This is a genomic window from Pseudomonas faucium, from assembly GCF_021602585.1.
Classification (GTDB): domain Bacteria; phylum Pseudomonadota; class Gammaproteobacteria; order Pseudomonadales; family Pseudomonadaceae; genus Aquipseudomonas; species Aquipseudomonas faucium.
Genome location: NZ_BQIP01000017.1, coordinates 62,296 through 85,926, shown reverse-complemented (window position 1 = coordinate 85,926; position 23,631 = coordinate 62,296). Strand labels below are relative to the sequence as shown.

Here is a 23,631-nt window from a genome sequence, read left to right as displayed (position 1 = left end):
CCTGTGACCTTGGAGCAAGGCGATGACTACCTTGAGCTGGATTCGTGGCGTCAATGGCACCCTCGGCCACCTGGCCCCCGAGCATGTCGCCGGCAAGATGCGCCGGGCGTTCATGACACCGCGCAATCTGCCGCCGCGGCAGTGGGAGCTGCCATTGCTGGCGAGCGCCGAGCGCATCACCTTGCGTTTCGGGCTGTCCGCCTTGCGCTGGGGCCAGGGGCCGACGGTGTTGTTGATGCATGGCTGGGAAGGGCGCCCCACCCAGTTTGCCGCCCTGATCGACACCCTGGTGCAGGCCGGGCACACGGTGGTTTCCCTGGAAGGCCCGGCCCATGGGCGTTCCCCCGGGCAGCAGGCGAACGTGGTGCTGTTTGCCCGCGCGCTACTGGAGGCGGCCGCCGAATTGCCGCCGCTGCGAGCCGTGATCGGCCACTCCATGGGCGGCGCCAGTGTCATGCTGGCGCTGCAAATGGGGCTGCGCGCCGAGGCCGCCGTCAGCATCGCCGCACCGGCGCAGCTGCTGGGTGTGTTGCGCGGCTTCGCCAAGCACTTAGGGATGCCGGCGCGGGCCAGGGCAGCGTTCATCCGCCAGGTCGAGCGGGATGTCGGCATTCAGGTCGCCCGCCTCGATGTCAGTGGCTACCAGCTGGAGATTCCGGGCCTGGTCGTGCATGCGGCGGATGATCAGCTGGTGGCCGCCAGCGAGGCCCAGTTGATTCACAAGGCCTGGTTCGACAGCCGCCTGCTGCTGCTGGAAGGGGGAGGCCACCAGCGCGTGCTGGCCGACCCGCGCCTGAGCCAGGCCGTGCTCGAACTGCTGGCCAGCAGCAGTGCCCCGGCCCGGCAAAGCGCCTGAACTTCCATTACACTCTGCCCCTTCACTGACTTGGGGAGCGGGCATGAGCTGGGACCTGGCAACGCCATTCATCATCGACCTGCGGGTCGGCAGCGAGGACATCGACGGCCTCGGCCACGCCAACAACGCGGTCTACGTTACCTGGCTCGAGCGCTGCGCCTGGCGCCACTCCCAGCGCCTGGGCCTGGACCTGGCGGAATACCGGCGCCTGGACCGGGCGATGGCGGTGGTGCGGCATGAGATCGACTACCTCGCCGCCGCCTACGAAGATGACGAGCTGCAGCTGGCCACCTGGATCATCGATTGGGACCAGCGCCTGCGCATGACCCGGCGCTTCCAGCTCAAGCGCCCACGCGACGGCGTGACCCTGCTGCGTGCGCAGACCACGTTCGCCTGCATCGAGCTGTCCAGCGGCAAGCCCAGGCGCATGCCGGCCGAATTCATCGACGGATACGGCCCGGCGCTGATCGGTGCCTGAACCGGCAGCAATTTTTGCTAGACTGCCGGCTTTTCTCGCCGAGTCCCCGAAATGCAAATTGCCCTGGCCCCCATGGAGGGGCTGGTCGACAACATCCTGCGCGACGTCCTGACCCGAGTGGGCGGCATCGATTGGTGCGTCACCGAGTTCATCCGCGTCTGTGACCGCCTGCTGCCAGCCTCCTCGTTCGACAAGCTCGCCCCAGAGCTGCGCCAGGGCGCGCGCACGGCCGCCGGCGTGCCGATGCGCGTGCAATTGCTGGGCTCGGACCCTGTGTGCCTGGCCGAAAACGCGGCGCTGGCCTGCGAGCTGGGGGCGCCGGTGATCGACCTGAACTTCGGCTGCCCGGCCAAGACCGTGAACAAGTCGCGGGGCGGGGCGGTGCTGCTCAAGGAGCCGGAGTTGCTGCACGCCATCGTGCGTGAGGTACGTCGGGCGGTGCCGGCGCATATTCCGGTCACCTCGAAGATGCGCCTGGGCTTCGACAGCCCGGATGGCGCGCTGGACTGCGCCACGGCCTTGGCCGAAGGAGGCTCGGCGCACCTGGTGGTGCACGCGCGGACCAAGGTCGAGGGCTACAAGCCGCCGGCGCATTGGGAATGGGTGGCTCGGGTGCAGGACGTGGTCAAGGTGCCGGTGTTCGCCAATGGCGAGATCTGGACCGTCGACGACTGGCGGCGCTGCCGTGAGGTCAGCGGCGCCGAGGACATCATGCTCGGCCGTGGGCTGGTGTCGCGCCCGGACCTGGCGTTGCAGATTGCGGCCGCGCGTGATGGCCGCGACTACCAGCCGCTGAGCTGGGAGGCGTTGCTGCCGTTGCTGCGCGAGTTCTGGCGCCAGGCCCAGGCCAAGCTGTCGCCGCGTTATGCGCCGGGGCGGATGAAGCAGTGGCTGGCGATGCTGACGCGCAGTTATCCCGAGGCGGTGGTGTTGTTCGCTGAGCTGCGCAGGGAAGATGACTGCGCGCGGATCAGCCGGTTGCTTGGGGTTGAGGTGCACGCATTCGAGGAATGTGTGGCCTGAGCCTGCCCCATCGCCGGCAAGCCGGCTCCCACAGGTGACCTGCGCAAATACCTGTGGGAGCTGGCTTGCCAGCGATGGAGCCACCAACTCCCTGCAAGTAAAAAAATTTTCGCGTGCCCTCTTGAAAGCCTTCTCCTGACCCCTATTTATTCAGTACGCGATGCCGAAGTCGGGTCGCGTAATGACTTACTTGCTGAATTTCAGGAGTTTATGACCATGACCAGTGCTTTCTCTCTCGCTCCACTGTTCCGCCATTCCGTTGGCTTCGACCGTTTCAACGACCTGTTCGAGTCCGCGGCACGTAACGAGGCGGGTAGCAGCTACCCTCCCTACAACGTGGAAAAACATGGCGATGACCACTATCGCATCGTGGTTGCCGCAGCCGGCTTCCAGGAGCAGGACCTCGACCTGCAGGTCGAAAAAGGCGTGCTGACCGTGATCGGCGGCAAGCGCGAAAACAGCGCGACGGAAGTGACCTACCTGCACCAGGGCATTGCCCAGCGCGCCTTCAAGCTGTCGTTCCGCCTGGCCGACCATATCGAGGTCAAGTCCGCAGGCCTGGCCAACGGCCTGCTCAGCATCGACCTGCTGCGTATCGTGCCGGAAGAAGCCAAGGCCAAGCGCATTCCGATCAATGGCGACAAGCCAGCGCTGAACTGAGTTTGGCGTGATACGAAAAAGGGCACCTGCGAAGGTGCCCTTTTTTCGTTCAGTAATCCGCTGGCGCCTCCAGCAGCATCTGCCTGAATTCCGGCAGCGGCAGCGGCCGGCTGTGCAGGTAGCCCTGGTACAGGTGGCAGCCCAGCTGCTCGAGGAACTCAAGTTGCTCGGTCAGCTCCACCCCTTCGGCGATCACGGCCAGGTCCAGGCTGCGCGCCATGGCCACGATGGCGCGGACGATCTCGGCGTCGTTGGGGTCTTGCGGGGCATCGCGCACGAAGGTCTGGTCGATCTTCAAGGCGTCCACCGGCAGGCGCTTGAGGTAGGTCAGCGATGAATAGCCGGTGCCGAAATCGTCCATGGCAAAGCTCACCCCGTAGCGCTTGAGCTCGCGCATCTTGCTGATGGTGTCCTCCAGGTTCTGGATCACGATGCCTTCGGTAATCTCCAGCTTCAGCATGTGCCGCGGCAGGCGGTAATCGTCCAGGCTGCGCAACACCCGCTCGACGAAGTCGTTCTGGCGAAACTGCCGCGGGCTGATGTTCACGCACAGGCTGAAGTCATCGGCATCGATCAGCCCGTCTTCGAGCATGCGCGCGCAGGCATCGCACGCTTCGTCGAGTATCCAGCTGCCTACTTCGAGGATCAGGCCGCTTTCTTCGAGCACCTGGATGAACTGCGAGGGCGGTTGCTGGCCCAGTTGCGGGTGGTGCCAGCGCAGCAGCACCTCGGCGCCGACGATGCGGTTGTCGCGGGCATCCACCTGGGGCTGGAAGTGCAGGGCCAGCTCGCCGCGGGCCAAGGCCAGGCGCAGGTCGCTTTCCATGCGCAGGCGTTCGCTGGCGGCCTTTTGCATGGTGGTGTGGAACAGCTGTGTGGTGTTGCGCCCCGAGTCCTTGGCCCGGTACAGGGCGATGTCGGCGCGCTTGAGCAGGTCGGCCGGGGTGGCGCCGTGGTCGGGGATCAGCGCCACGCCGATGCTTGGCGTCACCTGCAGGCGCTGGCCATCCAGCGACATCGGTTCGGCCAGCAGCTCGCGCAGGGTGTCGGCCAGCTCGCGGACCTTCTGCTCGACCGACTCGCGGCTGCCTTCCAGGCCGCTGAGCAATACCACGAACTCGTCGCCGCCCAGGCGCGCCACGGTGTCTTCCAGGCGCACGCTGGCTTCCAGGCGTGCGGTGATGATCTTCAGCACCGTGTCGCCCACCGGGTGGCCGAGCGAGTCGTTGATGTGCTTGAAGTGATCCAGGTCGAGGAACAGCAAGGCGCCGCGCAGGTTGTGGCGGCGCAGCAGGGCGATCTGCTGGCTCAGGCGGTCCATCAGCAGGGCGCGGTTGGGCAGGTTGGTCAGCGGGTCGTGGTAGGCCAGGTGGCGAATCTGCGCCTGGGCGTTCTTCAGCTGGCTGACATCGCGGGCGGTCAGCAGCAGGCAGTCGACTTCGTTGAGGCTGATCGGCTCCACCGACACTTCCACGGTGAGGATGTCGCCGCGCTTGTTGCGCCCGAGCATTTCCCGGTGGTGCACCCGGCCGCGCTCCTTGAGCTCGGCGAGTAGGGCGCTGCGCTGCTTGTCGTCGGCCCAGATGCCCAGCTCGAAGACGCTGCGGCCCACCACTTCGGCGCTGCTGTAGCCGGTGAGGCGGCAGAAACCATCGTTCACCTCCACGTAGCGGCCGCTGTGGCGCTCGGTGATGGTGATGGCGTCGGGGCTGGAGTGGAATGCCTTGGCGAATTTCTCCTCGCTGGATTTCAGCGCCGCTTCCGCTCGTTGCTGCTGGGTGATGTCGCGCAAGGTGGTGACGCTGCACGGCTGGTTGTCGACGGTAATCAGCCGGCTGGCGATCACGCAGGTCAGCGGCGAGCCATTGCGGTGGTTGACCACCACGGCGACATTGCTCAGGGCCTGCTCGCGGATGACTTGCTCGATGCGCCGGGCGCGTTCGATCGATTCGGCCCACAGGCCGATTTCTTCGGCCGTGCGGCCAATCACCTGGTCGGCGCCCCAGCCGAACGTCTGGGTGAAGGCCGGGTTGATCTCGATGAACTGCCCGGTGTCCTGGCGGGTGACGCAGATCGGGTCGGGGCTGACCTGGAACAGGCTGGCGAACTTCTCTTCCGAGGCGCTCAGGCGCAGTTCGCGCTCCACCTGTTCGGTGATGTCGAGCAGGGTGCCGGCCATGCGCAGCGGCGTGCCGTGCTCGTCGCGGTAGAGGCGGGCGCGGCTTTCGATATAACGCGAGGTGCCGTTTTCGAGCTGCACCCGATAGGTGATCTGGTAGTTGCCGGCCGGCCCCTCGCGCAGGCTGCGATAGGCCTGGCGCATGGCATCGCGCTCTTCTTCCGGCACGCCTTCGAAGAACGAGTCGAACGATTCGTGGAAGGGGATCGGGTCCAGCCCGTGCAATTGCGCGGCCCGCGCCGAGCCATAGAGCATGCCGCTGGGGATGTGCCAGTCCCAGGTGCCCAGTTGCGCCGAATCCAGGGCCAGGTCCAGGCGTTCCTGGCTGTCCTTGAGCGCCTGCTCGGCGCGCTTGCGTTCGGAGGTGTCGACAAAGGTGCTGAGCAGGAAGGTCACCCCCTCCAGTTCGATGCCCTGGGTGCACAGGATGCCGTCATGCAGCTTGCCGTTGCTGGCGCGAAACTGCACTTCCATGGTCAGCGGGCCGCCGTTGGCGCGGGTTGCCTGAAGTATCTGCTGGCGTTGTTCGGGGTGCTCCCACAGCCCCAGCTCCAGGCTGGTCTTGCCGATCACGTAGCTGCCGGGCCAGCCGAACATGTCTTCGAAGTGCTGGTTGACCTCGAAGATCATGCCGTCGTGGCGGCGGGTCAGCAAAATGGCATTGGGGCTTAAGTGAAACAGCGTGGCAAAGCGCTTTTCCGAGTTGATCAGCGCGGTTTCCCGCTCGCGCTGGCGGGTGATTTCGCGGATCACCCCGATCATCTGGCGCCTGCCGTGGCGGTCGTGGGTCAGGCTGCCGTTGATTTCCAGCCAGTGCAGGCTGCCGTCCGGCCAGCGGATGCGGTGGCGCATGGCCTTTTCCACCGGTTCGCCATTGACCACCGCCTGGAACAGCTGGCGGGTGCGGGCGCGGTCTTCTTCGGGCAGCAGGTCAAGGTAGTCTATGTCGTTGGGCAGCGGGCGCTGCGGGTCGAAGCCGAACAGCGCCTGGGTACCCCGCGACCAGCTGATCCGGCCGGTCTCGATATCCCACAGCCAGGCCCCCAGGCGCGCGCCGTTGAGCGCCGCCAGCAGCTGCGGGGCGTTCTGCCAGGCTTGCTCGGACTCCTGGGGGTCGGCCGCCGGGATACGCGGCAGGCGCGGAAAGCGGTTTGCTGATTTGGGCATTGGTACCAGACCTTTGGCGTTTGACGCGTCCTTGAGTTGGTGCCGTGCTGACGACCGGTCAGGCGGACCCTGCATGGCTGTCGAGCAGGGCCATGAAGGCCCTGGCCGCATTCGATAGCGTTCGCTCCGTGTGCAGAATGTAGCCTAGCTGGCGCGACAGCTGTATGCCGGGCAAAGCGATGGGTGCAACCTGATCGTCGAGCATGGTGCGCGGCAGCACGCTCCAGGCCAGGCCGATGGACACCATCATCTTGATGGTTTCCAGGTAGTTGGTGCTCATGGCGATATTGGGCGTCAGGCCCTGGCTTTCGAACAGGCGCTGGACGATGTGGTGGGTAAAGGTGTTGCCGCCGGGAAACACCGCCGGGTGGCGTGCCACGTCGGCCAGGCTGACCTGCTGGTTGCTGGCCAGCGGGTGTTCGGGGGCGGCGACGAAATCCAGGGCGTCGTCCCACACCGGCACGGCCTTGACCAGGTGATGGGGCTCGGGCGCGAGGGTGATGACGGCAATTTCAGCGCGGCCATGGAGGATTTCGTCGTAGGCCGCCTCCGAGTCGAGGAACTGAATATCCAGCGCCACCGACGGGTACTGCCGGGTAAAGGCGCGCAATAGCGGGGGCAACCGGTGCAGGCCGATGTGATGGCTGGTGGCCAGGGTCAGGCGGCCTGCCACTTCCCCGGTCAGATTGGTCAGGGCCCGGCGGGTGTCATCGAGCACGTTGAGGATCTGGTAGGCGCGCGGCAACAGGGCGCGGCCCGCTTCGGTCAGGGTCACTTCACGGCCCAGGCGATCGAACAGGCGCACCCCCAGTTGCTGCTCCAGCCCGGCAATGCGCTTGCTGATGGCGGGCTGGGTCAGGAACAGGCGCTCGGCGGCGCCCGAGAAGCTGCCGGTTTCGGCGATGGCGATGAAGGCGCTGAGGTTGGCCAGGTCCATGGGTCGAATTCCTATTGGTTATCCAAAGCATAAAAATTATGAATTTGAGTTATTCAATCTATCGCCATAGCATCGTCCGTACAAGCCAAGGGGTCTTTGGCATAGAAAGACGCTGATGAGGAACAGTCTGATGGCTGGCAAAACGCTCTACGACAAACTCTGGGAAGCTCATGAGGTCAAGCGCCGTGATGACGGCTCGTCCTTGATCTACATCGACCGCCATATCATCCATGAAGTGACGTCGCCGCAGGCCTTCGAAGGCCTGCGCCTGGCCAAACGCCAGCCATGGCGCATCGACGCCAACATCGCCACGCCCGATCACAACGTGCCGACCACGCCAGAGCGCAAGGGCGGCATCGAGGCCATCGCCGACCAGGTGTCGCGCCTGCAGGTGCAGACCCTCGATGAAAACTGTGACGAATACGGCATCGTCGAATTCAAGATGAACGACGTGCGCCAGGGCATCGTCCACGTCATCAGCCCCGAGCAGGGCGCTACCTTGCCGGGCATGACCGTGGTCTGCGGCGACTCGCACACCTCCACCCACGGCGCGTTCGGCGCCTTGGCCCACGGCATCGGCACCTCCGAGGTCGAGCACGTGCTCGCCACCCAGTGCCTGGTCGCCAAGAAGATGAAGAACATGCTGGTGCGGGTCGAAGGCCAGTTGCCAGCCGGTGTCACCGCCAAGGACATCGTGCTTGCCGTGATCGGCAAGATCGGTACCGCCGGTGGCAATGGCCACGCCATGGAATTCGCCGGCAGCGCCATCCGCGACTTGTCGATGGAAGGCCGCATGACCATCTGCAACATGTCGATCGAGGCCGGTGCCCGTGTGGGCCTGGTGGCAGTCGACGACACCACCATCGCCTATGTCGAAGGCCGCCCGTATTCGCCCAAGGGCGAGCAGTGGACGCTGGCCGCCCAAGCCTGGAAAGGCCTGGTGTCGGACGCCGATGCCGTGTTCGATACCGTGGTCGAGCTGGATGCCGCGCAGATCAAGCCGCAGGTCAGCTGGGGCACTTCGCCCGAGATGGTGCTGGCGGTCGACCAGCGCGTGCCGGACCCGGCTGCCGAGCCAGACTTGATCAAGCGTGGCTCGATCGAGCGCGCCCTCAAGTACATGGGCTTGGCCGCCAACCAGGCGATCACCGATATCAAGCTCGACCGCGTGTTCATCGGCTCGTGCACCAACTCGCGCATCGAAGACCTGCGCGCTGCTGCCGAGATCGCCAAGGGCCGCAAGGTCGCGGCCAACGTCAAGCAGGCGCTGGTTGTACCGGGTTCGGGCCTGATCAAGGCGCAGGCAGAGCGCGAAGGTTTGGACAAGATCTTCCTCGAAGCCGGCTTCGAATGGCGTGAGCCAGGCTGCTCGATGTGCCTGGCCATGAACCCGGACCGCCTGGAGAGCGGCGAGCACTGCGCGTCCACCTCCAACCGCAACTTCGAAGGCCGTCAGGGCGCCGGTGGCCGTACTCACCTGGTCAGCCCGGCGATGGCCGCCGCCGCCGCGGTGACCGGCCACTTCATCGATGTCCGCGAGTTGATCCAAGGGAGCGCAGCATGAAAGCCTTTACCCAGCACACTGGCCTCGTCGCCCCGTTGGACCGTGCCAACGTCGACACCGACCAGATCATCCCCAAGCAGTTTCTCAAGTCGATCAAGCGCACCGGCTTCGGCCCCAACCTGTTCGACGAGTGGCGTTACCTGGATGTGGGCCAGCCCTACCAGGACAACAGCAAGCGCCCGTTGAACCAGGAGTTCGTGCTCAACCATGCACGCTACCAGGGTGCCAGCGTGTTGCTGGCGCGGGAGAACTTCGGCTGCGGTTCGAGCCGCGAGCACGCGCCGTGGGCGCTGGACGAATACGGCTTCCGTAGCGTGATCGCGCCAAGCTTCGCCGACATCTTCTTCAACAACAGCTTCAAGAACGGCCTGTTGCCGATCATCCTCAGCGACGAGGAAGTCGATGAGCTGTTCAAGCAGGTCGAAGCCAACCCGGGCTACCAGTTGACCATCGACCTGCAGGCCCAGGCGGTGACCCGCCCGGACGGCAAGGTGCTGCATTTCGAGATCGACGCCTTCCGCAAGCATTGCCTGCTCAACGGCTTGGACGACATCGGCCTGACCCTGCAGGACAGCGACGCGATCAAGGCCTTCGAAGGCAAGCACCGCGCCGGGCAGCCTTGGCTGTTTCGCGACGCCTGAATGATGTGGTTGGGCTTGCCGGCGATAGCGGCCGTACCAGCACCCCAAAACCAGAAGGAACAGCCCATGACCAGCACCACCCATACCGATGTGGTCCAACGCCAGTTCGGCGAACAGGCCAATGCCTACCTCAGCAGCGCCGTGCATGCCCAGGGCAGCGAATTCGCCCTGCTCCAGGCGCAGTTGGCAGGGCAGGGCAGCGCCCGCGTGCTGGACCTGGGCTGCGGTGCCGGTCACGTCAGCTTCCACGTGGCACCGCTGGTCGCCGAAGTGGTTGCCTACGATTTGTCGCAAGCGATGCTCGAGGTGGTCGCCAGCGCCGCTGCCGAGCGTGGCCTGGGCAACGTCAAGACCGCCCACGGCGCCGCCGAGCGCCTGCCGTTCGGCGACGCCTCGTTCGACTTCGTGTTCAGCCGCTATTCGGCGCACCACTGGAGCGATGTGGGCCTGGCCCTGCGCGAAGTGCGCCGGGTGCTCAAGCCGGGTGGTGTGGCCGCGTTCATCGACGTGATGTCGCCGGGCAGCCCGCTGCTCGACACCTACCTGCAGTCGGTGGAAGTGCTGCGCGACACCAGCCATGTACGCGATTATTCTGCTGCCCAGTGGCAGCGCCTGGTGAGTGAAGCCGGCCTGCACGTGCGCAGCCATTCGCGCCAGCGCCTGCGCCTGGAGTGGGCGTCCTGGGTGGAGCGCATGCGCACGCCCGAGCCATTGCGCGTGGCGATTCGCCAGTTGCAGCAGGCCATGGGCGAGGAAGTGCGGGAGTATTACCAGATCGAAGCCGATGGTTCGTTCAGCACCGATGTCATCGTGCTGTGGGCCGAGCGCTGAGTTTTTTTACGGTGGGGCCGAGCCGGCCGCGCCGCTTGAATGAATAGAGGAAAGCATGAGCAAGCAGATTCTGATTCTCCCAGGTGATGGCGTTGGCCCGGAAATCATGGCCGAAGCGGTCAAGGTGCTGGAGCTGGCCAACGACAAGTTCCAGCTCGGCTTCAGCCTCGCGCACGATGTGATCGGTGGCGCCGCCATCGACAAGCACGGCGTGCCCCTGGCCGACGAGACCCTGGAGCGTGCGCGCCAGGCCGATGCCGTGCTGCTGGGCGCGGTCGGTGGCCCGAAATGGGACAAGATCGAGCGTGACATCCGCCCCGAGCGCGGCCTGCTGAAGATCCGTTCGCAACTGGGCCTGTTCGCCAACCTGCGCCCGGCCATCCTCTACCCGCAACTGGCCGATGCTTCCTCGCTGAAGCCGGAAATCGTCTCGGGCCTGGATATCCTCATCGTCCGTGAACTGACCGGCGGCATCTACTTCGGTGCGCCGCGCGGCCAGCGCGAGCTGCAAGGTGGCGAGCGCCAGGCCTACGACACCCTGCCTTACAGCGAAAGCGAAGTGCGCCGCATCGCCCGCGTCGGCTTCGACATGGCCCGCGTACGCGGCAAGAAGCTGTGCTCGGTAGACAAGGCCAACGTGCTCGCCTCCAGCCAGCTGTGGCGTGAAGTGGTCGAAAGCGTGGCCAAGGACTACCCGGACGTCGAACTGAGCCACATGTACGTCGACAACGCCGCCATGCAGCTGGTGCGCGCACCCAAGCAGTTCGACGTGGTGGTGACCGACAACATGTTCGGTGACATCCTGTCGGATGAAGCTTCCATGCTCACCGGTTCCATCGGCATGCTGCCTTCGGCCTCGCTGGATGCCAACAACAAGGGCATGTACGAGCCGTGCCACGGCTCGGCGCCGGACATCGCCGGGCAGGGTATCGCCAACCCGCTGGCGACCATCCTGTCGGTGTCGATGATGCTGCGTTACAGCTTCAACCAGCACGCCGCCGCCGAAGCCATCGAGCAGGCGGTAAGCCTGGTGCTGGACCAGGGCCTGCGCACCGGTGACATCTGGTCGGCGGGCTGTAACAAAGTTGGCACGCAGGAAATGGGCGACGCAGTAGTCGCAGCGCTGCGGAATCTGTAATCTCTCTGGCCCGCCACCGTTTTTGGTCGGTGGCGGCCCACTTTTAGCAAAGGTGTAGTTGCGATGAAACGTGTAGGTCTGATCGGTTGGCGCGGTATGGTCGGTTCCGTGCTCATGCAGCGGATGCTGGAGGAGCAGGACTTCGACCTTATCGAGCCGGTGTTCTTCACCACCTCCAATGTCGGTGGCCAGGGCCCGAACGTGGGCAAGGATATTGCGCCGCTCAAGGACGCTTATTCGATTGAAGAGCTCAAGACCCTCGACGTGATCCTGACCTGCCAGGGCGGCGACTACACCAACGAGGTCTTCCCCAAGCTGCGTGAAGCCGGCTGGCAGGGTTACTGGATCGACGCCGCCTCGTCGCTGCGCATGCAGGACGACGCGGTGATCGTGCTCGACCCGGTCAACCGCAAGGTGATCGACCAGCAGCTCGATGCCGGTACCAAGAACTACATCGGCGGCAACTGCACCGTCAGCCTGATGCTGATGGGCCTGGGCGGCCTGTTCGAAGCGGGCCTGGTCGAGTGGATGAGCGCCATGACCTACCAGGCGGCGTCCGGCGCCGGCGCGCAGAACATGCGCGAGCTGATCAAGCAGATGGGCGGCATCCACGCGGCAGTCGCCGATGACCTGGCCAACCCGGCCAGCGCCATCCTCGACATCGACCGCAAGGTCGCCGAAGCCATGCGTGGCGATGCGTTCCCGACCGAGAACTTCGGCGTGCCGCTGGCCGGCAGCCTGATCCCGTGGATCGACAAGGAGCTGCCGAACGGGCAGAGCCGTGAAGAGTGGAAGGCCCAGGCCGAAACCAACAAGATCCTCGGCCGCTTCAAGAACCCGATCCCGGTCGATGGCATCTGCGTGCGCATCGGCGCCATGCGTTGCCACAGCCAGGCGCTGACCATCAAGCTGAACAAGGACGTGCCACTGGCCGACATCGAAGGCATGATCAGCCAGCACAACCCTTGGGTGAAACTGGTGCCGAACCAGCGCGAGATCAGCATGCAGGAACTGGCGCCGACCAAGGTGACCGGTACCTTGAACGTGCCGGTTGGCCGCCTGCGCAAGCTGAACATGGGCTCCCAGTACCTGGGCGCGTTCACCGTTGGCGACCAGTTGCTGTGGGGCGCTGCCGAACCGCTGCGTCGCATGCTGCGGATTCTGCTGGAGCGTTGATCGCGTTGCGCTAGCCAAGAACCCGTGCTGGAGACAGCGCGGGTTTTTTTATGCGCTTGCGCTTGCCGTTGTTCGCGCACTGAGAACAACACAGCTGGGCCAGCACAGACAAAACTCTACAATCCAAGTAAAGTGCCGCCCCCCGCCGTTTCAGCAAAAGGATCCCCACCATGACCCAACCCTTGGACATCGCCGTTGTCGGCGCTACCGGTAGCGTCGGTGAAACCCTCGTCCAGATCCTCGAAGAACTGCAGTTCCCGGTCGCCACCCTGCATCTTCTGGCGAGCATGGAATCGGCGGGCAGCAGCGTCATGTTCGCCGGCAAGAAGATCAAGGTCCGCGAGGTGGACAGCTTCGACTTCAGCCAGGTCAAGCTGGCCTTCTTCGCCGCCAGCCCGGCCGTCAGCCGCAGCTTCGCCAGCAAGGCCGAACAGGCCGGCTGCACTATCATCGACCTCTCCGGCGGGCTGGACGATGCCCTCGCCGTGGTGCCCGAGGCCAATGCCGCGCGCATTGCCAACCTCCAGCTGCCGGCACGCCTGGCCAGCCCCAGCTCCGCCGCCGTTGCCCTGGCCGTCGCCCTGGCGCCGCTCAAGGGCCAGCTGGCCATCGAGCGCGTGCAGGTCATGGCTGCCCTGGCGGTGTCTGCCCAGGGGCGTGAAGCGGTCAACGAACTGGCCCGGCAGACCGCCGAGCTGCTCAATGCCCGCCCGCTGGAGCCGCGTTTCTTCGACCGTCAGGTGGCCTTCAACCTGCTGGCCCAGGTCGGCGCCGCCGACGCCCACGGCCATACGCCCCTGGAGCAGCGCCTGGTGAGCGAGCTGCGGGTGCTGCTGGAGATGCCGGAACTGAAGATTTCCGTGACCTGCGTTCAAGTCCCGGTGTTTTTCGGCGATAGCTTCAGTGTGGCGGTACAAAGCCGGGCGCCGGTGGACCTGGCCGCCGTCAACGACGCCCTCGAGGCCGCCGACAGCGTCGAGCTGGTCGAGCGTGATGACTATCCGACACCGGTCGGTGACGCAGTGGGGCAAGACGTGGTCTATGTTGGTCGTGTGCGCCATGGAATTGACGAGCAGCAACAGCTCAACCTCTGGCTGACCACCGACAACCTGCGCAAGGGCGCCGCGCTGAATGCCGTGCAGGTGGCACAATTGTTGATTAAACAGATAGCGTAAAAGATACTGGCGAGCACTTTTGTCCCGCTCTGCCTGCAGGTTTCCGGGACGATTCATACAAGGGAAGAGGTCATGCTTCGAATTCGCAAACTGGTTCTGGCCGTGGCGGCAGCGTCGGCGCTGTCGTCTGGCATGGCGAATGCCCTGGGGTTGGGTGAGCTGACGCTCAAGTCGGCGCAGAACCAGCCGCTGGACGCCGAGATCGAATTGCTCGATGTGCGCGACCTGACCGCTGCCGAAGTGGCGCCGAGCCTGGCGCCGCCGGAAGAGTTCAGCAAGGCCGGGGTGGCGTATCCGACCTACCTCGAAGACCTGACCTTCACCCCGGTGATCAACCCCAACGGCAAGAGCGTGCTGCGCGTCACCTCCAGCCAGCCGCTGCCAGGCACAGTGGTCAAGTTCCTGGTCCAGGTGATGTGGCCCCAGGGCCGCCTGCTGCGCGACTACAGCGTGTTGCTCGACCAGGCCAAGGCCCAGGGCCAGCAGCCGGCGGCAGGCAATGTCACCCCGGCCGTCACCGGCAGCTACACCACCAAGCGCCGCGATACCTTGTGGCAGATTGCCGCGCGCAATACTCAGGGTGGCGGCTCGGTGCAGCAGACCATGATCGCCATCCAGGCGCTCAACCCGGATGCCTTCATCGGCAACAACATCAACCAGCTGAAGGTCGGCCAAGTGTTGCGCCTGCCCGACCAGCAGCAGATCCAGAGCATCCCCCAGGGCGAGGCCAACCGCGAAGTGGCCGAACAGTACGCGGCCTGGCGTGAAGGCCGGCGCCTGGGCCCGCGTGCCCGCCAGCTCGATGCTACCCGCCGCGGCGCCGCCGATGCGGCGCCCGAGCGTATCGCCCAGGGCGACAACCTGCGCCTGGTCAGCCCGGGCAACCAGGCAGGCGCTGGCGGCGCCAAGGCGATCAACGACAAATTGGCCGTGGCCCAGGAAAGCCTGGACACCAGCCGTCGCGACAATGAAGAACTCAAGAGCCGGATGACCGACCTGCAGAGCCAGCTGGACAAGCTGCAGAAGTTGATCCAGCTGAAGAACGACCAGCTTGCCCGCCTGGAAGCGCAAGGCACGGCCGGTGAGGCGCCGGCCGCAGCCACCTTGCCGGGCGAAGCGGCCCCGGCACAACCGGCAGACAATACCCCGGCGCAACCGGCCGAGCCGGTCATTGCCCCGCCACCTGCCGCCGCCGATACCGCACCTGCAGCGGCCCCGGCCAGCGAACCTGCACCTGTGGCGCAGAAACCCAGCGCACTGGACGAGATGCTGGGCAACCCGGTGGTGCTCGGCCTGATCGCAGGCTCCGCCTTCCTGGTGCTGTTGCTGCTGTTGCTGTTGCTGGCCCGCAAGCGCAAAGCCCAGCAGGAAGCTGAAAAGCACCTGCGCATGGCGCGCGCACTGGCCGAGGAGGGCGAGCGCAGCCCTGACCTCGACTTGCCGCCGAGCAGCTTCGACGAGCTGGACGTTGCCGCGCCGAGCGTCACCTTGTCGCCGGCCGTGGTTGCCGCTTCGGCGGCAGCGGCGGTCGCTGCCGAACAACCTGTTGCCCCGGCTGCTGTAGCTCCGGAGCAGGATGCCAACGCCGAACTGCTGGCCGAAGTGGAGCAGAGCCTGGCGCGCGGGCGTCTCAATCACGCCGCCGACCTGCTGGAAACGGCAATCGCCGCGCAGCCCGAGCGAGATGACCTGCGCCTGAAGCTGATGGAAGTCTATGCCCGTCAGGGCGATCAAAGCGCCTTCGTCGAGCAGGAACGCAAACTGCCCGCCAGCGAAGAGAACGTTGCGCAAGTCAGCACGCTCAAGGAACGTTTCCCGGCCATGCTCGGCCTCGCTGCCGCTGGCCTGGGGGCTGCCGCGCTGGCGGCGGAAATGGACCACCAGTACGTCCAGGAACTGCTGCAGGACGAACCTGAGGCGCCGGCTGAAACCGAGCTGCCAGCGGTCACCGAGGCTGAACCGGCCCCGCTCGATACCCCTGCGCCTGAGCTCGACCAGCACGCGCCAGAGCCTGAACTTGAAGCGCCTGAGCTCGAACCCGAGCCTGAGCCTGAGCCGGACCTCGATGCGGCCGCTGAAGCCTTCGTCGAGACCTCGGTGCTGGATGACCACGACCTGGACAGCGCTTTCGACCTGAGCCTGGACGATGAGCTGACGGAAGCCGACCCGCTCGAGGTGCCGGTGCTGGATGAGGCACCTGTGCCGGAGCCTGAGCCTGAAATCGACGCCACGCCGCAGACCGACGCTGACGAAGATTTCGAAGCCCTGCTCGCCCAGGCCCAGGCCGAGCCGCAAAGCATCGATGACCTGGCCGATTTCGACCTGGACGTCGGTGAGCCCGTCAGCCCGGTCGAAGCGCCCGAAGAGCCTGTGGACGTCGCCGCCGAGCTGGCCGCTTTCGACGCAATCCCGGAATTCGACCCGATTTCCGAACTGGAGCTGCCGGAAGACTTCGACCTGTCGTTGTCGCTGGACGACGAGTCGCCGGCGGCCAAGAGCTTTGCCTCCGAGCTCGATGACGTCAACGCCGAGCTGGACAAGCTCTCGCAGAGCCTCGAGTCGCCGTCGCTGGAGCCGCACTTCACCGCCGTCGACGCCGCCCAGGAGCCGGAGCCGCTGGACGACCTGGACTTCGACTTCTTCTCCGGCAGTGACGAAGTGGCGACCAAGCTCGACCTGGCGCGGGCGTACATCGACATGGGCGACCACCAGGGGGCGCGCGACATCCTCGATGAAGTGGTCAAGGATGGCGACGACACCCAGCGCCTGGAAGCCGAGGAGATGCTTTCCCGGTTGGTCTGAAAACGTCCTCCACCTCCGCGCCAAACCAACGGCAGCCCAACAAGGCTGCCGTTGTCGTTATAATCCCGCCATTCCGTATTGCCCCACAGGTTTCACGCGCTTGGACATCATCGACACCGCCCCCTCCGAATCCGCCGCCGCAGGCTTCACCCGCATCGCCCTGGGCGTGGAATACAAGGGCTCGCGCTACCGCGGCTGGCAGCGCCAGGCCAGCGGCGTGCCCAGCGTCCAGCAGGCCCTGGAGCAAGCGCTGTCGAAAGTGGCCGACGAGCCGATCAGCGTGGTGTGCGCCGGCCGTACCGATGCCGGCGTGCATGGCTGCGGCCAGATCGTGCACTTCGACACCCGCGCCGTGCGCGACGAGCGCGCCTGGACCCTGGGCACCAACTTCAACCTGCCCCACGACATCAGTGTGGTCTGGTCGCGGCCAATGCCGGCCGACTTCCACGCCCGTTTCAAGGCCTGCGCCCGGCGCTACCGCTACGTCATCTACAACGACCCGATCCGCCCGGCGCACCTGGCCGAAGAGGTGACCTGGAACCATCGCCCGCTGGATGTCGAGCGCATGGCCGAGGCCGCCCAGTATCTGCTCGGCACCCATGACTTCAGTGCCTTCCGCGCCAGCCAGTGCCAGGCCAAGTCGCCGATCAAGCATATCCATCACCTGCGCGTCACCCGCCATGGCCAGATGATCGTGCTGGACGTGCGCGCCACCGCGTTCTTGCACCACATGGTGCGCAACATCGCCGGGGTGCTGATGACCATCGGTGCGGGCGAACGCCCGGCGAGCTGGGCCCGGGAAGTGCTGGAGGGGCGCAACCGCCGCGAGGGCGGGGTGACCGCCCACCCCTATGGCCTGTACCTGGTGCAGGTGGAGTACCCGGAAGAATTCCAGCTGCCGCAGCGTTACATCGGCCCACACTTTCTGACAGGTTACGAGGCGTTGGCCGACTGACGGGCGAAAAGGCATTTGCTACCATCGAGCCTTTCACTGTCCACTCAGGGTTTGCAGTCCATGAGCAACGTACGCAGCAAGATCTGCGGCATCACCCGCATCGAGGATGCGCTGGCCGCCGCCGAAGCCGGTGCCGATGCCATCGGCTTCGTCTTCTATGCCAAGAGCCCGCGTGCCGTGGACGTGCGCCAGGCACGGGCGATCATCGCCGAGCTGCCGCCGTTCGTGACCACCGTCGGGCTGTTCGTCAATGCCTCGCGCTGCGAGCTGAACGAGATTCTCGAAGTGGTGCCGCTGGACCTGCTACAGTTCCACGGCGACGAAACCCCGGCCGACTGCGAGGGCTACCATCGCCCCTGGATCAAGGCGCTGCGGGTACGCCCCGGTGACGATCTGGAAGCCGCCTGCCAGCACTATGCCGGTGCCCGTGGCATCCTGCTCGACACCTACGTGGCCGGCGTGCCGGGGGGCACCGGCGAGGCCTTCGACTGGTCGCTGGTGCCGGCGCGGTTGAGCAAGCCGATCATCCTTGCCGGTGGCTTGTCGGCCGATAACGTCGGCCAGGCGATCGCCCAGGTAAGGCCCTATGCGGTGGATGTCAGTGGCGGCGTGGAGCAGGCCAAGGGCATCAAGGATGCCGCCCGGATCGAGGCATTCATGCGCGCGGTGAAACAGGCGTGACAGCAGATGTGACGGCTGGCTGCGCGCCATCGTCCATAGCTATCGCAGCCCTGCGGGGCGGCTGCCGGCGTGCCGGGCAGCCAGCGCACACATTGAAGACGGCGCGCTGCGCAGGCAGCCTCTGCGGCCGGGCCGTCATCGTTTCATAGAAGAATTTGAGCTCAAAGGGCAGGGCTTGGCCGGCCAGACCGGTCCCCGCCCGCCAATACTGGAGAAATAAAGCATGAGCAACTGGTTAGTCGACAAACTGATCCCTTCGATCATGCGTTCCGAGGTGAAGAAGAGCTCGGTGCCAGAAGGCTTGTGGCACAAGTGCCCATCCTGCGAGGCCGTGCTGTATCGTCCGGAGCTGGAAAAGACCCTGGATGTCTGTCCCAAGTGCAACCACCACATGCGCATCGGCGCACGTGCACGTATCGATATCTTCCTCGACCCGGAAGGCCGTGCCGAGCTGGGCGCTGAGCTGGAGCCGGTCGACCGCCTGAAGTTCCGCGACGGCAAGAAGTACAAGGACCGCCTGACCGCTGCGCAGAAGCAGACCGGCGAGAAGGACGCGCTGATCTCCATGAGCGGTACCCTGATGGGCATGCCGATCGTGGTCAGCGCCTTCGAATTCTCGTTCATGGGCGGTTCGATGGGCGCCATCGTCGGCGAGCGATTCGTGCGCGCCGCCAACTATGCCCTGGAAAACCGCTGCCCGATGGTCTGCTTCTCGGCCTCCGGTGGCGCGCGCATGCAGGAAGCGCTGATCTCGCTGATGCAGATGGCCAAGACCTCGGCCGTGCTGGCGCGCCTGCGTGAAGAAGGCATCCCGTTCATCTCCGTGCTGACCGACCCTGTCTACGGTGGTGTTTCCGCCAGCCTGGCGATGCTCGGCGACGTCATCGTCGGTGAGCCGAAGGCGCTGATCGGCTTCGCCGGCCCGCGCGTGATCGAGCAGACCGTGCGCGAAAAACTGCCAGAAGGCTTCCAGCGCAGTGAGTTCCTGTTGGAGCACGGCGCCATCGACCTGATCATCTCGCGCAGCGAACTGCGCCCGCGCCTGGCCCGCCTGCTGGCGCAGATGACCGGCCAGGAAACGCCAGAGCAGGCGCGTGAGGCGGCTGCGGTCGCGTGATGACGGAGCGTAGCCTGGGCGAGTGGCTCGCCTACCTCGAACAATTGCATCCGTCGGCCATCGACATGGGCCTGGAGCGTTCGCAGAAGGTGCTTGCCCGGCTGGCGCTGGGCAAGTTGGCGCCACGTGTGGTTACCGTCACCGGCACCAACGGCAAAGGCTCGACCTGTGCGTTCGTGGCGTCGATGCTGCGGGCCCAGGGCCTCAAGGTGGGCGTGTACAGCTCGCCTCACCTGCTGCGTTACAACGAGCGGGTGCTGATCGACGGCCAGGAAGCCAGCGATGAGCGCCTGTGCCAAGCCTTTGCTGCCGTCGAGGCGGCGCGGGGCGAGATTTCCCTGACCTATTTCGAGATGGGCACGTTGGCGGCGTTCTGGTTGTTCCATCAGTCCCAGCTGGATGCCGTGGTGCTTGAAGTGGGCCTTGGCGGCCGGCTTGATACCGTCAATGTGGTCGATGCGGACCTTGCCCTGGTGACCAGCATCGGCGTCGACCATGTCGATTATCTGGGCGATACCCGCGAGTTGGTGGCTTTCGAGAAGGCCGGCATCTTCCGCCCGGGCAAGCCTGCGCTGTGCGGCGACCTCGATCCGCCCCAGCCGCTGCTGGACAAGGCGGCCGAACTGGCTGCGCCGTTGTTCCTGCGCGGGCGTGATTTCGACCTGGAAAGCGCAGAGGGTGTCTGGCATTGGCGTGGGGTCACCCAGGACGGTACCGCGGTGCAGTTGCGTGACCTGCCACTGCTCGACCTGCCGATGGAAAACGCCACCCTGGCGCTGCAGGCCTACCTGCTGATGGGGCTGCCATGGGATGCCGCGCAGTTGCGCCAGGCGTTGCTTGCCACCCGCATCACCGGGCGCCTGGACCGGCGCGTGGTGTACTGGCAGGGCAAGCAGGTGGAGCTGCTGCTGGATGTCGGGCACAACCCCCATGCCGCGCAATACCTGGCGCGGCGGTTGGCGGCGCGCCCACTGCAAGGCCGCCGCCTGGCGGTGTTCGGCCTGCTCGCCGACAAGGACCTGGAGGGCGTCATCGCACCGCTGCAGGCACTGGTCGACGATTGGGCGGTGGCGCCGCTGGACACGCCGCGCAGCCGTCCGGCCCCTGAGCTTGCCAGTGCCTTGACGAACTGTGGTGCCTCGGTGAAGTCTTATGCCAGCGTCGACGCCGCCCTCGAAGGGCAATGCGCGCAGGCGACGGCGGATGACCAGATCCTGCTGTTCGGTTCGTTTTTCTGTGTCGCCCAGGCCCTGGAGTGGCTGGAGCGGCAGGCCCTGGAGGGGTGAGTAGATGGCAGTGCTGGATAAAGGGATGAAACAGCGCATGGTGGGTGCGTTGGTGCTGGTGGCGCTGGCGGTGATCTTCCTGCCGATGCTGTTCACCCGCGAGGACGAGATGCGCCAGGTGCGCGTCGAGGCCCCGCAGGCGCCGGCGATGCCGAGCCTGCCTGAAGTCAAGGTAGACCCGGTTGCCGTGCCCGAGCCGCAGCCACTGCCGGAGGAGCCGCAACAGCCGCCGGTGGTGGTCAACGAATCGAACGCACCGGTGGCCACGCCGAGCCAGCCGATCACCCCGTCGCCACAGACCCAGGCACAGGTCCAGCCCAAGCCGCAGACGCCGGTGCCGACCCCTGCGCCGGCGGCCAAGGCCGAAACGCGGCCGGCTGCAACGCCTGCGCCAGCGGCTACCGCCAGTGCACCGTCGAAGATCGATGCCAACGGCTTGCCGGTGAGCTGGTCGATCCAGCTGGCCAGCCTGTCTAACCGGGCGGGTGCCGAAAGCTTGCAGAAGACCCTGCGCAGCCAGGGCTACAACGCCTATATCCGTTCGGCAGGTGGGCTGAATCGGGTGTATGTCGGCCCGTTGATCGAGCGTAGCGAGGCTGAAAGGCTTCGCGATGTGATCAATCGGCAGCAGAACCTCAAGGGTATCGTGGTGCGCTTCCAGCCGGAACGCGGCTGAGGCCCAGGCAGATCTTCACGGCGTCGCTCCCGCTGGGTTTTCTTGACTTCAAAGTCCACGAAAAGCCCGTGGGAGCGGGCTCGCGCCGCAAACGGGCGCTGTCAAACGAGCTGACATTCTGCTTACCCCCAGCCCGCCGCTCTGGTAAAATGCGCCGCCTCAAACGTCTGCAGGCAGCACCGTGGCATTTACCTGGGTTGATTGGGCGATCATTGCGATCATCGCCGTTTCCACACTGATCAGTCTGAAACGCGGCTTCGTCAAGGAAGCCCTGTCGCTGCTCATCTGGATCATTGCCGGTGCAGTCGCCTGGATGTTCGGCGGGTCGCTCTCGGTGTACCTTGAAAGCTATATCCAGACCCCGTCGATGCGCATCATCGCCGGCTGCGCCATTCTGTTCGTCGCCACCTTGCTGGTGGGGGCCATGGTCAATTTCCTGGTCGGAGAACTGATCCGCGTGACCGGGCTGTCCGGCACCGATCGTTTCCTCGGCATGGCCTTCGGCGCCGCACGCGGTGCCTTGCTGGTAGTGGTGGCCATCGGCCTGCTCAGCCTGGGGCCGGTGCAACAAGATACCTGGTGGCAGGAATCGCGCCTGATACCACAATTTCTATTGGTCGCTGACTGGTCGAAGAACCTGATCCTGGGTTTCACCAGCCAGTGGATGTCCAGTGGGGTGATCAGCACTCCGGCTGATCTTCCGTTCAAGGAACAGCTGCTCGGGCCTGCAAGGCCTTGAGTACCTTTCGTTCAAGTTTCATCAATGTAGGGGTTGCGTCGCATGTGTGGCATCGTCGGTATCGTCGGTAAGTCGAACGTCAATCAGGCGCTGTATGACGCGCTTACGGTCCTCCAGCACCGCGGCCAGGACGCTGCCGGTATCGTGACCAGCCACGACGGCCGGTTGTTCCTGCGCAAGGATAATGGCCTGGTGCGCGACGTCTTCCAGCAGCGCCACATGCAGCGCCTGGTGGGCCACATGGGTATCGGCCACGTGCGCTACCCGACCGCGGGCAGCTCGACTTCGGCTGAAGCCCAGCCGTTCTACGTCAACTCGCCATACGGCATCACCCTGGCGCACAACGGCAACCTGACCAACGTCGAGCAGCTGGCCAAGGAGATCTACGAGTCCGACCTGCGCCACGTCAACACCAACTCCGACTCCGAAGTGCTGCTGAACGTGTTCGCCCATGAGCTGGCGGTGCGTGGCAAGCTGCAGCCGACCGAAGACGACGTGTTCGCTGCGGTTTCCCACGTGCACAGCCGCTGTGTCGGCGGCTACGCGGTGGTGGCGATGGTCACCGGCTACGGCATCGTCGGCTTCCGTGACCCCAACGGCATCCGCCCGGTGGTGTTCGGCCAGCGCCACACCGACGAAGGCGTGGAATACATGATCGCCTCGGAAAGCGTGGCCCTGGACGTGCTCGGCTTCACCCTGATTCGCGACCTGGCGCCGGGCGAAGCGGTGTACATCACCGAAGAAGGCCAGCTGTACACCAAGCAGTGCGCGCAAGACCCGAAACTGCAGCCCTGCATCTTCGAGCACGTCTACCTGGCCCGCCCTGACTCGATCATCGACGGTATCTCGGTGTACAAGGCGCGTCTGCGCATGGGCGAAAAACTCGCCGACAAGATCATGCGCGAGCGCCCGGAGCACGACATCGACGTGGTCATCCCGATCCCGGACACCAGCCGCACCGCCGCGCTGGAGCTGGCCAACCGGCTGGGCGTCAAGTTCCGTGAAGGCTTCGTCAAGAACCGCTACATCGGCCGTACCTTCATCATGCCCGGCCAGGCCGCGCGCAAGAAATCGGTGCGTCAGAAGCTCAATGCCATCGAGCTGGAGTTCCGCGGCAAGAACGTGATGCTGGTCGACGACTCGATCGTGCGCGGCACCACCTGCAAGCAGATCATCCAGATGGCCCGTGAAGCCGGTGCCAAGAACGTCTACTTCTGCTCCGCGGCCCCCGCGGTGCGCTACCCCAACGTCTACGGCATCGACATGCCGAGCGCTCACGAGCTGATCGCCCACAACCGCACCACCGAACAGGTGGCCGAGTTGATCGGCGCCGACTGGCTGGTCTACCAGGACCTGCCTGACCTGATCGATTCGGTCGGTGGCGGCAAGATCAAGATCGAGCATTTCGATTGCGCGGTGTTCAACGGTGAATACGTCACCGGCGACATCGACGAAGCCTACCTCGATCGCATCGAGCAGGCCCGTAACGACCTGGCCAAGGTGAAGAACCAGGCCGTCAGCGCGATCATCGACCTCTACAACAACTGATC

General features: G+C 65.2%; 20 protein-coding genes. 18 read left to right on the top strand and 2 right to left on the bottom strand.

Annotated elements, in window-relative coordinates; translation table 11 throughout:
* Positions 1-22 precede the first annotated feature (22 nt).
* The 4 genes from L6D75_RS19195 (at position 23) to L6D75_RS19180 (ending at position 3,017) form a co-directional block, all read left to right on the top strand.
* Entirely contained in the window at positions 23-856 is an 834-nt protein-coding gene (locus tag L6D75_RS19195) for an alpha/beta fold hydrolase (protein ID WP_176512252.1), read from the top strand.
* Positions 857-899: 43 nt separating this feature from the next.
* Positions 900-1,334, top strand: a complete 435-nt coding sequence (locus L6D75_RS19190) for an acyl-CoA thioesterase (protein ID WP_176512253.1) — start codon at positions 900-902, stop codon at positions 1,332-1,334.
* 51 nt (positions 1,335-1,385) lie between these two features.
* On the top strand, positions 1,386-2,357 hold the full coding sequence (locus L6D75_RS19185) for a tRNA dihydrouridine synthase (protein WP_176512254.1): 972 nt from the start codon (positions 1,386-1,388) through the stop codon (positions 2,355-2,357).
* A 216-nt stretch (positions 2,358-2,573) separates the two neighbouring features.
* Positions 2,574-3,017, top strand: coding sequence for an Hsp20 family protein (locus L6D75_RS19180; RefSeq protein WP_176512255.1), 444 nt, complete (start codon positions 2,574-2,576; stop codon positions 3,015-3,017).
* A 49-nt stretch (positions 3,018-3,066) separates the two neighbouring features.
* Here L6D75_RS19180 and L6D75_RS19175 read toward each other — a convergent pair whose 3' ends face one another.
* Entirely contained in the window at positions 3,067-6,363 is a 3,297-nt protein-coding gene (locus tag L6D75_RS19175) for a bifunctional diguanylate cyclase/phosphodiesterase (protein ID WP_176512256.1), read from the bottom strand.
* 58 nt (positions 6,364-6,421) lie between these two features.
* Positions 6,422-7,300: a LysR family transcriptional regulator gene (locus L6D75_RS19170; RefSeq protein ID WP_176512257.1), complete on the bottom strand. Its 879-nt coding sequence runs from the start codon at positions 7,298-7,300 to the stop codon at positions 6,422-6,424.
* Positions 7,301-7,430: 130 nt separating this feature from the next.
* Here L6D75_RS19170 and leuC point away from each other — a divergent pair, with 130 nt between their 5' ends.
* The 14 genes from leuC (at position 7,431) to purF (ending at position 23,629) form a co-directional block, all read left to right on the top strand.
* On the top strand, positions 7,431-8,864 hold the full coding sequence (leuC, locus tag L6D75_RS19165; protein ID WP_176512258.1) for a 3-isopropylmalate dehydratase large subunit: 1,434 nt from the start codon (positions 7,431-7,433) through the stop codon (positions 8,862-8,864).
* Positions 8,861-9,505 carry a 3-isopropylmalate dehydratase small subunit gene (gene leuD / locus L6D75_RS19160; RefSeq protein ID WP_054885742.1) on the top strand — a complete coding sequence of 215 codons (645 nt, stop codon included), beginning with the start codon at positions 8,861-8,863 and terminating at the stop codon, positions 9,503-9,505. Before leuC ends, leuD begins: the two co-directional genes overlap by 4 nt.
* Positions 9,506-9,571: 66 nt before the next feature.
* Complete coding sequence (locus L6D75_RS19155) at positions 9,572-10,336, top strand: class I SAM-dependent methyltransferase (protein ID WP_176512259.1); 765 nt, start codon at positions 9,572-9,574, stop codon at positions 10,334-10,336.
* A gap of 55 nt (positions 10,337-10,391) precedes the next feature.
* Positions 10,392-11,474, top strand: coding sequence for a 3-isopropylmalate dehydrogenase (leuB, locus tag L6D75_RS19150; protein WP_176512260.1), 1,083 nt, complete (start codon positions 10,392-10,394; stop codon positions 11,472-11,474).
* Positions 11,475-11,537: 63 nt separating this feature from the next.
* A complete protein-coding gene (gene asd, locus L6D75_RS19145) occupies positions 11,538-12,650 on the top strand; it encodes an aspartate-semialdehyde dehydrogenase (RefSeq protein WP_176512261.1) in 1,113 nt (370 codons plus the stop codon).
* 170 nt (positions 12,651-12,820) lie between these two features.
* Positions 12,821-13,825, top strand: coding sequence for an aspartate-semialdehyde dehydrogenase (locus tag L6D75_RS19140; protein WP_176512262.1), 1,005 nt, complete (start codon positions 12,821-12,823; stop codon positions 13,823-13,825).
* A 72-nt stretch (positions 13,826-13,897) separates the two neighbouring features.
* The gene (locus L6D75_RS19135) at positions 13,898-16,627 is read left to right on the top strand and encodes a FimV/HubP family polar landmark protein (protein ID WP_176512263.1); all 2,730 of its coding nucleotides are present in this window, start codon (positions 13,898-13,900) and stop codon (positions 16,625-16,627) included.
* Between the two features lie 100 nt (positions 16,628-16,727).
* The gene (truA, locus tag L6D75_RS19130) at positions 16,728-17,582 is read left to right on the top strand and encodes a tRNA pseudouridine(38-40) synthase TruA (protein ID WP_176512264.1); all 855 of its coding nucleotides are present in this window, start codon (positions 16,728-16,730) and stop codon (positions 17,580-17,582) included.
* 60 nt (positions 17,583-17,642) lie between these two features.
* Positions 17,643-18,263, top strand: a complete 621-nt coding sequence (locus L6D75_RS19125) for a phosphoribosylanthranilate isomerase (RefSeq protein WP_176512265.1) — start codon at positions 17,643-17,645, stop codon at positions 18,261-18,263.
* A 223-nt stretch (positions 18,264-18,486) separates the two neighbouring features.
* Positions 18,487-19,380, top strand: a complete 894-nt coding sequence (gene accD, locus L6D75_RS19120; RefSeq protein ID WP_176512266.1) for an acetyl-CoA carboxylase, carboxyltransferase subunit beta — start codon at positions 18,487-18,489, stop codon at positions 19,378-19,380.
* The gene (gene folC, locus L6D75_RS19115) at positions 19,380-20,666 is read left to right on the top strand and encodes a bifunctional tetrahydrofolate synthase/dihydrofolate synthase (RefSeq protein WP_176512267.1); all 1,287 of its coding nucleotides are present in this window, start codon (positions 19,380-19,382) and stop codon (positions 20,664-20,666) included. Before accD ends, folC begins: the two co-directional genes overlap by 1 nt.
* 4 nt (positions 20,667-20,670) lie before the next feature.
* Entirely contained in the window at positions 20,671-21,342 is a 672-nt protein-coding gene (locus L6D75_RS19110; protein WP_176512268.1) for an SPOR domain-containing protein, read from the top strand.
* Positions 21,343-21,523: 181 nt separating this feature from the next.
* The gene (locus L6D75_RS19105; protein WP_176512269.1) at positions 21,524-22,081 is read left to right on the top strand and encodes a CvpA family protein; all 558 of its coding nucleotides are present in this window, start codon (positions 21,524-21,526) and stop codon (positions 22,079-22,081) included.
* Between the two features lie 42 nt (positions 22,082-22,123).
* Entirely contained in the window at positions 22,124-23,629 is a 1,506-nt protein-coding gene (purF, locus tag L6D75_RS19100) for an amidophosphoribosyltransferase (protein WP_176512270.1), read from the top strand.
* Positions 23,630-23,631 lie beyond the last annotated feature (2 nt).